The organism is Metapseudomonas phytobenefica, from assembly GCF_043392685.1.
Lineage (GTDB): Bacteria > Pseudomonadota > Gammaproteobacteria > Pseudomonadales > Pseudomonadaceae > Metapseudomonas.
In genome coordinates, this window is sequence record NZ_JBHZGM010000043.1 from 23,045 (window position 1) to 37,134 (window position 14,090).

Here is a 14,090-nt window from a genome sequence, read left to right on the forward strand (position 1 = left end):
GTCGGCTCGAGCGCCGGCAGCACTTTTACCCGCCTAATCTGTCGAAGGCAGGTCCTTTGATGGTAGTGGCCGCATGGATACGTCCCTCGAACCCCCAAGCGAGCTGGAAAAGCTCACCCTTGCCCTGCTGCACAGCCGTGGCGAGGTGGAACGGCTGCGCGAGCGCGAAGCGATCTACAGCAGCCTGCTGGGCAGCGTGAATGCCGTGCTCTGGGCCTTCGACTGGGAGGCCCAGCGGATCATCTACGTCAGCCCCGCCTACGAAACCATGTTCGGGCGCTCGGCGGCCCTGCTGCTGGCGGACTACAACGAGTGGCGCAACTGCATCTACCCGGACGACCTGGAGTACGCCGCGCAGAGCTTTGCCGAGGTGCTGGAGAAGGGCGCCATCGAGGCGCGCGAGTACCGCATCATCCGCGCCGACGGCCAGCTCCGCTGGATCAGCGACAAGTGCTTCATCAGCCAGCGCGGCGGGCAAGGGCAGTCGACCATCGTTGTCGGCATCGCCGAAGACATAACCGAGAAGAAACGGCTGGAAGGCGAACTGCACCGTCTGGCCACCACCGACGTGCTGACCATGAGCAGCAACCGCCGGCACTTCTTCGAATGCGCCCAGCGCGAGTTCGAGCACTCCGTGCAGTTCGGCAGGCCGCTGGCGTTCATCCTGCTGGACGTCGATGACTTCAAGAAGATCAACGACACCCACGGCCACCAAGCCGGCGACCAGGTGCTGCAGCGCATCGCCCAGTGCGGCGCCGACACGCTGCGCCGGGGCGACCTGTTCGGCCGCATCGGCGGCGAGGAATTCGCCGCGCTGCTGCCCGGCTGCCCGCCGGACCTGGCGATGCAGATCGCCGAACGCCTGCAGCGGGAAGTCCACCGCCTGGCCTTCACTGTCGACGGTGTGAACTTCGGCATCACCGTCAGCCAGGGCCTGGCCAACCTGCGCGACGACGGCAACCTCGACAGCCTCTACGCCCGCGCCGACGCCGCCATGTACCAGGCCAAGCGCGGCGGCAAGGACCAGATCGTGCTGGCCGATTGATCTCAGCGCGTGGACCCGTAGGTTGGCGCAGAGCGCAGCGAAGCCCAACACGGAGCGGGGAATCGTTGGGCTTCGTCGAACTCAGCCCAACCTACGTAGCCGGTCGGGGCGCGCGTGCAGTGTGGGAGCGATTTCAATCGCGAATGAATTCGCACACAGCTGAAGCCACACCTGCAGCGCAATGAACTCCGGCCGCACCCCCTCCACCCGCTGCCGCAGTGGGGCAGGTAGATGGCCATCCACCGAGAAGACCTTGCCGACCCGATCGAAGCTGACCAGGGGCGCGATGGCGTGGAGCTGGTTGGCCGCTCCCGGGCCGGGGGATTGAAAGCATTCATGCGTGTCTCCAGCGCGTCGCGCGCGTTTCGATGCATTGTCCGAGAGCGCCGAGCAGGGCGCCGACCAGACCCACCAGCACCATGGCGGACATGACCTGATCCATGTGCAGGCTGGCGACGTGGCGATCTGGGAAAACCGCGCGACCCAGCATTACGCTGTGGACGACTACGACACTCAGCCGTGCATCGTCCGCCGCGTGACCCAGGCCGGAGACGTGCCGGCGAGCATCGGCGGGCAGCGCAGCCAGATCCTTCGCAAGAGCTGATTGCTCAGACAAAAAGCCCCCGCAGGAGCGATCCGGCGGGGGCTTTTCTGCTTCTGTAGGGTGCGCTGCGCGCACCGAAATCCTTGCGCCTGGGGCTGGTCAGTGGGCCGGGCAATGCCTGGCGGACATTTTTTATTGTGAGAAGTGGGTAGGCCGAAACGCCTAAACCATTTCCCTCTGCGTCTTCAGAGCATTCCTCAGTATCGATCGGGATGGGCCTATTTCGTCACGTTGCGGTTATCGGACCAAATAACCACCTGCTCGCCAACATGGCGATCGCCTTCCAAGTCACACCCCTTCCAAGCAAGTAACGAGTGCGAAATGGAATTCACTTATTTCAATCGACCAGACGGCACGGGAACCGACTCGACTGTGGTCATGAATTCCTGCTCGACCGCTCTCATCCGACCTCCTGCGGGAGATACCTGGAGTAGTCATGGCATCGAATAGTTTCCAAAACGAAGTGCCCAAGGCACGGATCAACATCAAGCTGGACCTGCATACCGGCGGCGCGCAAAAGAAGGTCGAACTTCCCCTGAAGTTGATGCTGATGGGTGACTACAGCAATGGGCAGGAGGCGCGTCCGCTGTCCGAACGCAGCAAGGTCAACATCAACAAGAACAACTTCGACAGTGTGCTTGCCGATTTCTCCCCGTGCCTGAAGCTGGCGGTGGAAAACACCCTGGCTGACGACGCGTCGGAAACCTCCGTCGAACTGGCCTTCCGCAGCATGAAGGACTTCGAGCCCGAGCAGGTCGCTCGGCAGATTCCGCAGCTCCGCGCCCTGCTTGCCATGCGCAATCTGCTGCGCGATCTGAAATCCAACCTGCTGGACAACGCCACGTTCCGTCACGAGCTGGAGCGCATCCTCAAGGACGATGCCCTCAGCGACGAGCTGCGTGCCGAACTCGCGGCACTCGCTCCGCAAGACGCCCGCTAACGCATCCGGATAGTCAAAGGAAGGTCAAGCATGTCCGTAGAACACACCTCCGCAGCCTCGCATGGCACCGCAGTGGCCAGTGGGGAAAACCTCAGCATCTATGCCTCGCTGTTCAGCAAGATCAACCTCTGCCCCATCGGCGAGCTGGGGGAGCTGGACGCGTTCCAGGACACCGAAGCGCTGTCCGAAACCTCGGCTGACGAGCGGGTGACAGCGGCGGTCAGCGTTTTCCTTGAACTGCTCAAGCAGTCATCGCAGAAGGTCGAGCGTCTGGACAGGACCCTGCTTGATGAACACATCGCCTCCCTCGACGAACAGATCAGCCGTCAGCTCGACGCGGTCATGCACCACGCCGACTTCCAGCGCGTCGAGTCCACCTGGCGTGGCGTCAAGTCACTGATCGACCAGACCGATTTCCGCCAGAACGTGCGCATCGAGTTGCTCGACGTCAGCAAGGATCACCTGATCCAGGACTTCGAGGATGCTCCGGAGATCGCCCAGAGCGGCCTCTACGTGCACACCTACACCCAGGAATACGACACGCCTGGTGGCGAGCCGATCGCAGCGGCCATCTCCAACTACGAGTTCGGCCGCGGCCCGCAGGACATCGCCCTCTTGCGCAACATCTCCAAGGTCGCCGCGGCGGCGCATATGCCCTTCATCGGCGCCGTCGGCCCGACCTTCTTCGGCAAGGAATCGATGGAGGAGGTCGCCGCCATCAAGGACATCGGCAACTACTTCGATCGTGCCGAGTACATCAAGTGGAAGTCCTTCCGCGACAGCGACGATGCCCGCTACATCGGACTGACCCTGCCACGTGTTCTTGGCCGCCTGCCCTACGGCCCGGACACCATTCCCGTGCGCAGCTTCAACTACGTCGAGAGCGTGAAGGGCCCCGACCACAACCGCTACCTGTGGACCAACGCGTCGTTCGCCTTCGCCGCCAACATGGTGAAGAGCTTCATCAGCAACGGTTGGTGCGTGCAGATCCGCGGCCCGCAATCGGGCGGCGCGGTGACCGACCTGCCGATTCACCTCTACGACCTGGGTACCGGCAACCAGGTCAAGATCCCATCGGAAGTGATGATTCCGGAAACTCGCGAGTTCGAGTTCGCCAACCTGGGGTTCATCCCGCTCTCCTATTACAAGAACCGGGACTACGCCTGCTTCTTCTCCGCCAACTCGACGCAGAAACCGGCGCTGTACGACACGGCCGATGCCACCGCCAACAGCCGCATCAACGCCCGCCTGCCGTACATCTTCCTGCTGTCGCGCATCGCCCACTACCTGAAGCTGATCCAGCGGGAAAATATCGGTACCACCAAGGACCGCCGCGTGTTGGAGCTGGAGCTGAACAAGTGGATCGGTGGCCTGGTCACCGAGATGACTGACCCCAGTGACGACCTGCAGGCCTCCCACCCGCTGCGCGAAGCGAAGGTGCTAGTCGAAGACATCGACGACAACCCCGGCTTTTTCCGCGTCAAGCTGTACGCCGTGCCGCACTTCCAGGTGGAGGGCATGGACGTCAACCTGTCGCTGGTTTCGCAGATGCCCAAGGCCAAGGCCTGAACCACGCCATAGGGATACGACGTCATGAACATCGACCGCCCCCTATGGGCTGCGGGGACGCTCCTGTCCCCGCAGCAGTTCCAGCAGCAGGCACGCTGGGAGGCCTGGACCAACGAATGCATTGCCCAGCTCAGCCTGGTGCACCCCTGGGGTGTGCTCGCGGCCACATTCGACATGGACGCGCTGAGGTTCGGGAAGCTCAAGGCTTCCCGGCTTTACCTGCGGATGCCGGATGGCACCCTGATCGACACGGATCGCGCCGATCGCCTGCCGCCTGCACTGGAACTGTCCCACGTGCTGGCCGACGACACCCGGAGCGCCTCTTTGTTGCTGGCGTTGCCGCTGGAACAGGGCAACGGCAACAACTGCATCCTCGACGGCGGCCAGGAGGACCGGCCCACGCGCTACCGCCAGGGCTGGCGCACGGTGCAGGACCTCTACGGCGACGAAGAGCAGTCCGTCAGCGTGATGGAGCATCAGCTTCGTCTGCGCCTGGGCAGCGATGACAACGGTGAATACCTGACGTGTCAGGTCGCTCGCCTGACCCGTGACGCTCAGGGCAACTGGACACTCGATCCGGCGTACGTTCCGCCGCTGCTGAGCTTCGCTGCCCACGCCGGGCTCCAGACGCAATTGGAAAACCTGCTTAGCCAGCTGTCCGCCAAGCGCCAACGGCTGATGGGCATGCGCCGCGAGAGCAACCAACGCATGGCCGACTTCGCCGTGGCCGACGTCTCGCTGTTCTGGCTGCTCAATGCGCTCAATACCTACCAGCCGGTCCTCGCCGACCTGCGGGCACATCCTGCACGTCACCCGGAGCAGGTTTACCTGGAGCTGGTGAAGCTTGCCGGCAGCCTGCTGACCTTCTCGCTGGAACATGACATCGAGAGCATCCCGGCGTACCGGCACGAACAACTGGAAACGGTCTTTCCACCCTTGATGGGCATGATCTCCACCCTGCTCGAAGCCAGCCTGCCATCGCGGGTCATCGCGTTGGAGCTGGAAGAGGGCGGCGCCAATCGCTGGCAGGTATCGCTCAACGATCCGCGCCTGCGCGAGCCGGGCGGCGCCGACTTCTACCTGTCCGTGCGCTCGCGCCTACCGGCGGCGCAGTTGCAGAGCCAGCTGCCGCGCCTGTGCAAGGTCGGCGCCCCGGATGACGTCGATCATCTGGTCAACGCGGCGCTCGATGGCGTTCCGCTGCAGCCGCTCAACCATGTCCCGGCCGCCATCCCGCTACGCCTGGAAAACCAGTACTTCGCGCTCGACCTCGGGCATCCCAAGGGCCGGGCCATGCTGGCCGCGGGCGTCTGTGCCTTCTATGTCCCCGCCACGCTGCTGGATGCGAGGCTCGAACTGTTTGCGGTGCTGCGCTCATGAGTCGGCATACCGAAATGGCCGGGCTGCCGGCGGTCGATATCGATGCGTTGTTGCAGGACAGCTACCTGCTGGTGGTGTCCTTGCGCGAGGGGGCGACGGCAAGTAGCGGCCGCGCCCTCTGGAGTCACTGTTCCGGGCAGGTTGAAACGGTCCGTCAGGCTTTGCAGGACGTCGGCATGAGCCAGCGGAGCATCGACCACATCAGCTATGCCCTGTGCGCCTTGCTGGATGAAACCGTGCTCGGCTTCGCCAAGGACGACGCCCATGCCGAGTGGGCACGTGAACCCCTACAGGCGAAGTTCTTCAACCGCCACCAGGCGGGGAAGTTCCTCTATGAGGACATGCACGAAGTCCTCCGTGAACCCGCGCCGGACCCACAGGTTCTGACGGCCTACCAGCGTGTGCTGATGCTGGGATTCAAGGGACGCTACCGCGACCTGCAGCATCCAGAGCGGGAGCAATTGCTGCGGACCCTCGATGCCCGGGTGGCGCCCTTGGCGACGCGCCACGCGTTGGTCTGTGGCTCAGCTAGCGGATGGGGCGCTCCTGTGCTGCGTGCGCTGCGCAGCCCGGCCATGCAACTCGGCATGGCCACGGCGCTGCTCGCCTGCGCCTGGTGGGGGCTGAATCACCTGCTGGCCAACGCGGTCACCGCGCTGATGCCGGGTGTGCTGTGACGGGGGGCCGATGAGCGTGAAGCTGACGCGTGGACTCTGGTTGTGGGGCGCTTCGCTTCTCCTGGCGCTGACGTTCGCCTTTCCGTTGAGCGGATGGCAGCGCGGGAGTGCCGCATTGTTCATCGCGTTGATTGCCGTCCTGGCCTGGCGCCGCACGGGGCGGCGTGCCGCGAGGCAGCGCCGGGCTCTCTCGTTGGGCGGCGAGGTGTCGTTGCCGGCGGCGGGATTCCAGCAACCGGTGGTGCTGGTCTGTGGCGATGGCCAGCATGGACTGTTCGGGACTGCCGAGGTCGATGACCTCGCATTGAGGACGACCGCGCAGGGCTGCTATCTGCGTCTGGGGGAAATCGAGCGCCTGCCGCACGTGGTCCAGAGTGTCCTGGCGCACCGGCCACACTGGGAAGGGCAGCTTTGCGTCCTCTTCATCGTCAATCCGGGCGAGCACCGGGATGCCGCCCAGCTGCACGGGCAGCTGCGCACCTTCCGCCATCAACTGGCGCTGGCTCGCCGGCATGGCGCTGCCTTGCCTTTGCTTCAGGTCACCTACGTGCCGAGCGGCCTCGCAGAGGGGCCCTGGTTCTGCTGGACGGCGGGTACGCGCCAGCCGGATGTCCTCGAAGCCGGCGCCCGCGCCACCCTTGGCGAATGGCAGGAGCAGGTCGACGACCTTCAGGCATCGGCACTTCGCCTCCGCAGCGGCGTCCTGCTGGACAGCGCCGCCGCTTGGGTGCGCGAGCAGGTGCAGGCGCATCTCGTCGCCGGTGAAGTCCGCGATCCCGCCGCCATGGCGGTGGCCTGCGCAATCGCGCTGGTGCCGGAAGCGCCTGGTGGCGTGGCGGGAAACCTCTGGCAGCGATGGCTGCATGACAAGACTGCGCTGGGTGAAAGGGCTTTGTCCGCTCCCGGAGCTCCGACGCGGCTGCCCTTCCCGGACCCGCTGCTGCCGCTGTTGCCGGTAAAGGTACGGGATACGCCACTGCGTCGGGCCGGAATCACCGCGCTCTGGCTGTTCGCGGCCACGCTACTGACGGCACTGGCCAGCTCCGCTTGGCAGAACAGGCAACTGGCCCGCCTGGTGGGCGATGACTTGCGCCGCTACCTGGACATTCCCCAGGCGCAACATGGCAGCCAGACGGCTGAAGCGGCCATGTCGGTACTGCGTGACGACGCTGCGCGCCTGGATGGTTACTACCGCCATGGCGAGCCGGCCTGGCTCGGGCTCGGCCTGTACCAGGGCGAACACCTGCGGCGCGAACTGCTGGATGCCATCGCGGGTTACCGCGTACCGCAAGTGGTGGAGAAGCGCATGCCCGAAGTCGTTCGGCTGGACAGCCTCTCGCTGTTCGCGGTGGGCAGCGCCAGGCTCAAGCCCGAGTCGACCAAGCTGCTGATCAGCGCACTGGTCGACATCAAGGCCCAGCCCGGCTGGCTGATCGTCATCACCGGTCATACCGATGCCACCGGCAATGTCGAGCAGAACCTCCAACTGTCACGCGAGCGTGCCGGCGCCGTGCGCGACTGGATGCAGCGCATGGGCGATATCCCCGACAGCTGCTTCGCCGTGCAGGGCTTCGGTTCCAGTCAGCCGCTCGCCAGCAATGACACCGAAATCGGGCGCGCCGCGAACCGGCGCGTCGATATCCGTCTGGTGCCGGAGGTGGGGGCCTGCGTGCTGCCCACCGTGGCGCCGGAAGGCAAGCCTCAGTCGCGCTCCGCGGCTGTCAATTTCTGAGAAGGAGCTTCAAATGGCAATTCCCGTATACCTCTGGCTGCAGGACGACGGCGGCGCGGACATCAAGGGTTCGGTGGACGTGCAGAAACGCGAGGGAAGCATTGAGGTCGTCGCGCAGGATCACAGCCTGTACATCCCCACCGACAACAACACCGGCAAGCTGACCGGCACCCGGGTCCACACCCCCTTCCTCTTCACCAAGGAAATCGATGCCTCCAGCCCCTACCTGTACAAGGCGGTGACCACCGGCCAGACCCTCAAGAGCGCCGAGTTCAAGTGGTATCGCATCGACGACGCCGGCCAGGAAGTCGAGTACTTCATCACCAAGCTGGAGAACGTCAAGGTGGTGAAAGTCGCGCCCAAGATGCACGACATCAAGGACCCGTCCAAGGAGAAGCACAACCACCTGGAACAGGTCGAGTTGCGCTACGAGAAGATCACCTGGACCTACAAGGACGGCAACATCATCCACGCCGATTCCTGGAACGAGCGCCAGAGCGCCTGACGCCTGACCGTGCCGGCGGAGCCTCGCGCTCCGCTGGCCCAACGCGCGCCCCGCCGGGCGCGCAAGCGCCACGAACTTCGTACAAGGACGCACACCGCCCATGGCCCAGAACTCCGCCAGCCTGCTTCGCCGCCTCAACCCCTACTGCGCCCGGGCGCTCGGTGCCGCGGCCTCGTTGTGCCAAAGCCGCGGCCATGGGCAGATCACCCTCGAACACTGGCTGCTCAAGCTGCTGGAGCAAGGGGAGGGTGACCTCACACTCATCGCGCGCCGCTACGAGTGGGATCTCGATGCGCTCTGGCGGGCGCTGCTCGACCACCTGGACGGCCTGCCCCGCAGCGTGCATGACAAGCCCCAACTTGGCGGTAAGCTCCAGCAACTGATCAAGAACGCCTGGCTGCGTGCCTCGCTCGACGATGACAACGACAGGCTGCGCTCGCTGCACCTGCTCGGTGCCCTGCTGGAGTCGCCCAGCCTGCTCGAATGCGAGGCTGCCTGGCCGCTGCTCAGCCTCACCGACGCCCAGTTGCAGCGCTTGGTGCCGCTGCTGGATCAGCACTCCGAGGAACGCCCCGAGGTCCAACGCGAGGCTGGCCTCTCAGGGGGCGAGCCCCGCGTCGAGCCACTGGCCGCCCCCTCCACCGGAACCGACGGCGCCCGGCAAGCGCTGCTCGACAAGTACACCCAGGATGTAACCGCCAAGGCGCGGGACGGGCGTATCGACCCGGTGTTCGGGCGCGACGACGAAATCCGCCAGGTCATCGACATCCTCGGCCGGCGGCGCAAGAACAACCCCATCCTGGTCGGCGACCCCGGTGTCGGCAAGACCGCGCTGGTCGAAGGCCTGGCCCTGCGTATCGCCGAAGGCAACGTCCCCGACAGCCTGAAGCCCGTCAGCGTGCGCACCCTCGACCTCGGCCTGCTGCAGGCCGGCGCGGGCGTCAAGGGCGAGTTCGAACAGCGCCTGAAGCACATCATCGATGCGGTGCAGCAAGCGCAACCCCCGATCCTGCTGTTCATCGACGAGGCCCATACCCTTATCGGCGCGGGCAACCAGGCGGGCGGCGCCGATGCCGCCAACCTGTTGAAGCCGGCGCTCGCCCGTGGCGAATTGCGCACCATCGCCGCCACCACCTGGAGCGAATACAAGCAGTACTTCGAGCGCGACGCCGCGCTGGAGCGGCGCTTCCAGGTGGTCAAGGTCGACGAGCCCGACGACGCCAACGCCTGCCTCATGCTGCGCGGCCTCAAGGCCCGCTACGCCAGCCACCACGGCGTACACATCGAGGACGGGGCCGTACAGGCGGCCGTCAGCCTGTCGCGCCGCTACCTGACCGGCCGGCAACTGCCCGACAAGGCCGTCGACCTGCTCGACACCGCCAGTGCCCGGGTACGCATGAGCCTCGATTGCGAACCCCAGGCGCTGGTCCGCATCAAGGCGAGCCAGGCCGCGCTGGGGCTGGAGCAGCAGGCCCTGGAGGCAGACGCCCACCTGGGCGGCAGGGCCCCTGCCGATCGACTGGGCGACATCGCCGCCGAGCACGCCGACCTGTCGCGACAGCGCATGGAACTGGAGCGTCGCTATCGTCTCGAGCTCGACCTGAGCCTGCAACTGCTCGATGCACGCCAGGAAGAACCCCGCCAGCCGGAGCGCTGCGCCGAGTTGCAAGGGCGCCTGGAACAAGCACAGGGCGATCAGGCGCTGCTGTCCCTCGATGTCACCGCGCGCAACGTCGCCGAGGTGGTCGCCGACTGGACCGGGGTGCCGCTGGGCAGCCTGCTCAAGGACGAACAGGCCAGCCTGCTGGCGCTGGAGCAGAACCTCGGCCAGCGGGTCATCGGCCAGGATCACGCCCTCGGCGCCCTGGCCCAGCGGCTGCGCGCCGCGCGCACCGGCCTGACCGACGACAAGGCCCCCCAGGGGGTGTTCCTGCTGGTGGGCACCAGCGGCGTCGGCAAGACCGAGACCGCCCTGGCGCTGGCCGACAGCCTGTTCGGCGGCGAAAAATCGCTGATCACCCTGAACCTCTCCGAGTACCAGGAGGCCCACACCGTCAGCCAGCTCAAGGGCTCACCGCCGGGCTATGTCGGCTACGGCCAGGGCGGGGTGCTCACCGAAGCGGTACGCCAGCGGCCCTACAGCGTGGTACTGCTCGACGAGGTGGAGAAGGCCCATCGCGATGTGCTCAACCTGTTCTACCAGGTCTTCGATCGCGGCTTCATGCGCGATGGCGAAGGCCGCGAAATCGACTTCCGCAACACCGTCATCCTGATGACCTCCAACCTCGGCAGCGACCTGCTCGAGGCCTGCCTGCACGAACAACCCGACGCCACCGATGGCACCTTGCAGGAACTGCTGCGCCCGGTGCTGCGCGAGCACTTCCAGCCGGCACTGCTGGCGCGCTTCCAGACCCTGGTCTACCGCCCGCTGCAGGCCGCTTCGCTCAGGCGCATCGTCGACATCAAGCTCGCCCGGGTCGCCACTCGTTTGCGGCGCCATTACGGCCTGGGCTGCCACATCGACGACGCCCTCGGCGATGCCCTGGTCGCCGCCTGCCTGCTGCCGGACAGCGGCGCCCGCAACATCGACAGCCTGCTCAACCAGCAGATCCTCCCTGTGCTCAGCCAGCAGCTCCTGCAGCGCCAGGCCGCCCAGCAGGGCACCCGGGGCGTTTGCCTGGGCTACAGCGCCGAAGAGGGCATCACCCTGCACTTCACCGACCGGCTGGAACAGCCCGAGGAGGCCTGAACATGCTCGCCGCAACCCGCCCCTTCTTCGACCACAGCCGCCACAAGCTCCAGGTCCGTGGCCTCGACACCGCCCTCGACGTGCTCGCCTTCGCGGGCACCGAAGCCCTCAGCGAGCCCTTCAGCTACCAGGTGGAATTCACCGCCAGCGAGTGCGACCTCTCCGCCGAGCAGGTGCTGGGCCAGAGCGCCAGCTTCAGCCTGCATCCGTCGCCCACCGCACTGCCTTTCGTCGGCCTCAGCCTGCCGCCGGCCCGGCCCTTGCGCACCTTGCATGGGGTGGTCACCGGCTTCCGGCGCCTCTCCGGCTCCAACGACGAAGCCCGCTATGCGATCACGCTGCAACCGCGCCTGGCCCTGCTCGGGCGCGGCCGCCAGTACCGCATCTACCAGCACCTGTCGGTGCCGGAGATCGTCGAGCAGATCCTGCGCAGCGAGCGCCACCAGTGGACGGGGCAGGACGTCTGCTTCGACCTCAAGCGCGAGTACCCGAAACGCGAACAGGTGATGCAATACGGCGAGAGCGACCTGGCCTTCATCGACCGCCTGCTGGCCGACGTCGGCATCTGGTACCGCTTCACCGCCGACGAGCGACTAGACATCGACGTCGTCCAGTTCCACGACGACCAGCGCCACTACCAGTTCGATGTCCGCTTGCCGTACCGCCCGCCGTCCGGCACCAGCGCCACGGGGCAGGACGCGGTCTGGGCGCTGCAATCGCAGCATGGCGTGGTGGAGCGGGACATCCACATCCGCGCCTACGACCCGCGCGATGCCGCCGCCCGGCTCGACGGTGACGTCGACCAGAGCCGGGGCGACCCCACCACCTACGGCGAGGCCTACCACTACGCCGAGCCCTACACCGAACTGGGCGACGCCTACGCCCAGGACGAAGACCTGCAAAGCGAGAGCGGCTACTTCTTCGCCCGTCTGCGCCACGAGCGCTACCTCAATGCCCGTACCCGCCTCACCGGCATCACCAGCAGTGCGACCCTGACCCCTGGGCAGGTGCTGGCAATCGACGGCGGTGCCCCCGCGGCCTTCGCCCCCGGCGCCGTCATCACCCGCCTGACCGCCAGCGCCGCCCGCGACCGCAGCTTCGAGGTCCGCTTCGAGGCCATTCCCTATGTCGAGCACATCTGTTTTCGCCCGCCGCCGGGGGAAAAACCGCTGATCGCCGGCACCATCCCGGCGCGGGTCACCAGCCCGCAACCCGACGACCTCTACAGCCACATCGACCTCGAAGGCCGCTACAAGGTCAACTTCCTCTTCGACCGCGACACCTGGCCCGCCGGCCAGGAAAGCCTGTGGCTACGCCTCGCCCGACCCTACGCCGGGGACACCTATGGCCTGCACCTGCCGCTGATCCAGGGCACCGAGGTGGCCATCGCCTTCGAGCACGGCGACCCCGACAAGGGCTACATCGCCTTCGCCCTGCACGACAGTCGCCACCCCGACCACGTCACCCTGAACAACTACAAGCGCAATGTCCTGCGCACCCCGGCCAACAACAAGCTGCGCCTGGACGACACCCGTGGTCAGGAGCACATCAAGCTCAGCACCGAACACAGCGGCAAGAGCCAGCTCAACCTCGGCCACCTGGTGGACGCGCAGCGGCAGCAGCGCGGCGAAGGTTTCGAGCTGCGCAGCGATGGCTGGGGCGCGCTGCGCGCGGGCAAGGGGCTGTTCATCAGCGCCGATGAACAACCCCGTGCCCAGGGCCAGGTGCTGGCCATGCAGGAGGCCGTGGCCCGCCTCGAACAAGCCGGCAGCGAGATGCGCAAGCTATCCGACGATGCCGAAACCGCCCAAGCCGACCCGGCCGACGTGCAAGCCCAACTGGCCCTGCTGAGTGAGCAGCTCGACCAGTTGAAAGGCGCCGTGGCGCTGCTCAGCGCCCCGCGGGGCATCGCCCTGAGCAGTGGCCACCATCTGCAGCTGGCCGCCGAGCGCAACCTCATCGCCAACGCCGGCAACGACGCCGCCGTGAGCGTGGTCAAGCGCTTGTTCATCGGGGTGGGGGAGGGCGTCAGCCTGTTCGTGCGCAAGCTGGGGTTGAAACTCATCGCCAACCAGGGCGCGGTGCAGATCCAGGCGCAGAACGACCGCCTGGAACTGTTCGCCCGCCACGGCCTGGAGATCACCAGCAGCGAAGACGAAATCCGCATCAGCGCCAAGAAGAAGATCGTCCTCAACGCCGGCGGCGCCTACATCAGCCTCGATGCCTGCAGCATCGAGTCGGGTACCCAGGGTGACTACCTGATCAAGGCGGCGCACTTCGATTACCAGGGGCCGGCCACACAGCCGCTGACCATGCCTGTGCTCCCCCTGACGATTGCTCCACCCGCATTGCCGGTACGCCCGACTTTCAACATCCGCTTGCAGGACGTCCCGGGCGAGGAGGGATTCGCGCTGGCTCACACGCCATGGGTCATCCATCGGGGCAATGCCGCCGAGCCGTTGCTGCAGGGAGAAAGCGACGCCCAGGGCAAGGTCCTGCTGGACGACGAACAGCAGAGCCAGCTGTTCGACCACTACAGGACCTCCGATCTTTGGCTCAGCTACCCGGGCCAGCAGATACGGATTCGCCTGCACACCGAACAGAACGACTGGGATAGCGAGGCCTATGCACGGGCGGCCCTGGATTACCAGGCCCAGCAACCGGCCGCGCAGCAGGGCCATCCGCTTGAAGGTCAACGCGCGCAGCTTGACAGCCCGAGCGCCGGCTCCCTCCACAGCCTTTTGCAAAGCAAGGAGTGAGCGCCATGGAGCGGAAACCCTACAACGGCATTCGTGAAAAGGAACTCAACCAGATCAACACCGAAGAAGGCGACGCCTACGCTGCCTGCTCGGCCCCCGACTGGTTCATCAGCCAGTCGGCCTTCGCGCC

At 66.0% G+C, this 14,090-nt stretch carries 9 protein-coding genes and 1 pseudogene; all 10 read left to right on the forward strand.

Annotation, left to right across the window (positions count from 1 at the left end):
* The first annotated feature begins 73 nt into the window (after positions 1 to 73).
* Positions 74 to 1,045 (forward strand): GGDEF domain-containing protein, encoded by a 972-nt coding sequence (locus ACFW0B_RS23905; RefSeq protein ID WP_449151452.1) that lies wholly within the window; start codon positions 74 to 76, stop codon positions 1,043 to 1,045.
* Positions 1,046 to 1,490: 445 nt separating this feature from the next.
* A pseudogene (locus tag ACFW0B_RS23910) lies at positions 1,491 to 1,649 on the forward strand (TauD/TfdA family dioxygenase); the annotation flags it as partial.
* A 436-nt stretch (positions 1,650 to 2,085) separates the two neighbouring features.
* On the forward strand, positions 2,086 to 2,589 hold the full coding sequence (gene tssB / locus ACFW0B_RS23915; protein ID WP_449151453.1) for a type VI secretion system contractile sheath small subunit: 504 nt from the start codon (positions 2,086 to 2,088) through the stop codon (positions 2,587 to 2,589).
* A gap of 30 nt (positions 2,590 to 2,619) precedes the next feature.
* Complete coding sequence (gene tssC, locus ACFW0B_RS23920) at positions 2,620 to 4,158, forward strand: type VI secretion system contractile sheath large subunit (protein WP_449151454.1); 1,539 nt, start codon at positions 2,620 to 2,622, stop codon at positions 4,156 to 4,158.
* 24 nt (positions 4,159 to 4,182) lie between these two features.
* Complete coding sequence (tssK, locus tag ACFW0B_RS23925; RefSeq protein WP_449151455.1) at positions 4,183 to 5,538, forward strand: type VI secretion system baseplate subunit TssK; 1,356 nt, start codon at positions 4,183 to 4,185, stop codon at positions 5,536 to 5,538.
* Positions 5,535 to 6,215: a type VI secretion system protein TssL, short form gene (gene tssL / locus ACFW0B_RS23930; RefSeq protein WP_449151456.1), complete on the forward strand. Its 681-nt coding sequence runs from the start codon at positions 5,535 to 5,537 to the stop codon at positions 6,213 to 6,215. Before tssK ends, tssL begins: the two co-directional genes overlap by 4 nt.
* 10 nt (positions 6,216 to 6,225) lie before the next feature.
* Positions 6,226 to 7,947: an OmpA family protein gene (locus ACFW0B_RS23935; RefSeq protein ID WP_449151457.1), complete on the forward strand. Its 1,722-nt coding sequence runs from the start codon at positions 6,226 to 6,228 to the stop codon at positions 7,945 to 7,947.
* A gap of 13 nt (positions 7,948 to 7,960) precedes the next feature.
* Positions 7,961 to 8,452: an Hcp family type VI secretion system effector gene (locus ACFW0B_RS23940; protein ID WP_271411941.1), complete on the forward strand. Its 492-nt coding sequence runs from the start codon at positions 7,961 to 7,963 to the stop codon at positions 8,450 to 8,452.
* 100 nt (positions 8,453 to 8,552) lie between these two features.
* Entirely contained in the window at positions 8,553 to 11,201 is a 2,649-nt protein-coding gene (gene tssH, locus ACFW0B_RS23945; protein ID WP_449151458.1) for a type VI secretion system ATPase TssH, read from the forward strand.
* 2 nt (positions 11,202 to 11,203) lie between these two features.
* Positions 11,204 to 13,960, forward strand: coding sequence for a type VI secretion system Vgr family protein (locus ACFW0B_RS23950; protein WP_449151459.1), 2,757 nt, complete (start codon positions 11,204 to 11,206; stop codon positions 13,958 to 13,960).
* Positions 13,961 to 14,090: the final 130 nt, after the last annotated feature.

Coding starts and splice junctions, on each gene's coding strand:
- tssL (WP_449151456.1), top strand. CDS start 5,535: ATGAGTCGGCATACCGAAATGGCCGGGCTGCCGGCGGTCGATATCGAT.
- tssH (WP_449151458.1), top strand. CDS start 8,553: ATGGCCCAGAACTCCGCCAGCCTGCTTCGCCGCCTCAACCCCTACTGC.
- tssK (WP_449151455.1), top strand. CDS start 4,183: ATGAACATCGACCGCCCCCTATGGGCTGCGGGGACGCTCCTGTCCCCG.
- ACFW0B_RS23950 (WP_449151459.1), top strand. CDS start 11,204: ATGCTCGCCGCAACCCGCCCCTTCTTCGACCACAGCCGCCACAAGCTC.
- tssC (WP_449151454.1), top strand. CDS start 2,620: ATGTCCGTAGAACACACCTCCGCAGCCTCGCATGGCACCGCAGTGGCC.
- ACFW0B_RS23935 (WP_449151457.1), top strand. CDS start 6,226: ATGAGCGTGAAGCTGACGCGTGGACTCTGGTTGTGGGGCGCTTCGCTT.
- ACFW0B_RS23940 (WP_271411941.1), top strand. CDS start 7,961: ATGGCAATTCCCGTATACCTCTGGCTGCAGGACGACGGCGGCGCGGAC.
- ACFW0B_RS23905 (WP_449151452.1), top strand. CDS start 74: ATGGATACGTCCCTCGAACCCCCAAGCGAGCTGGAAAAGCTCACCCTT.
- tssB (WP_449151453.1), top strand. CDS start 2,086: ATGGCATCGAATAGTTTCCAAAACGAAGTGCCCAAGGCACGGATCAAC.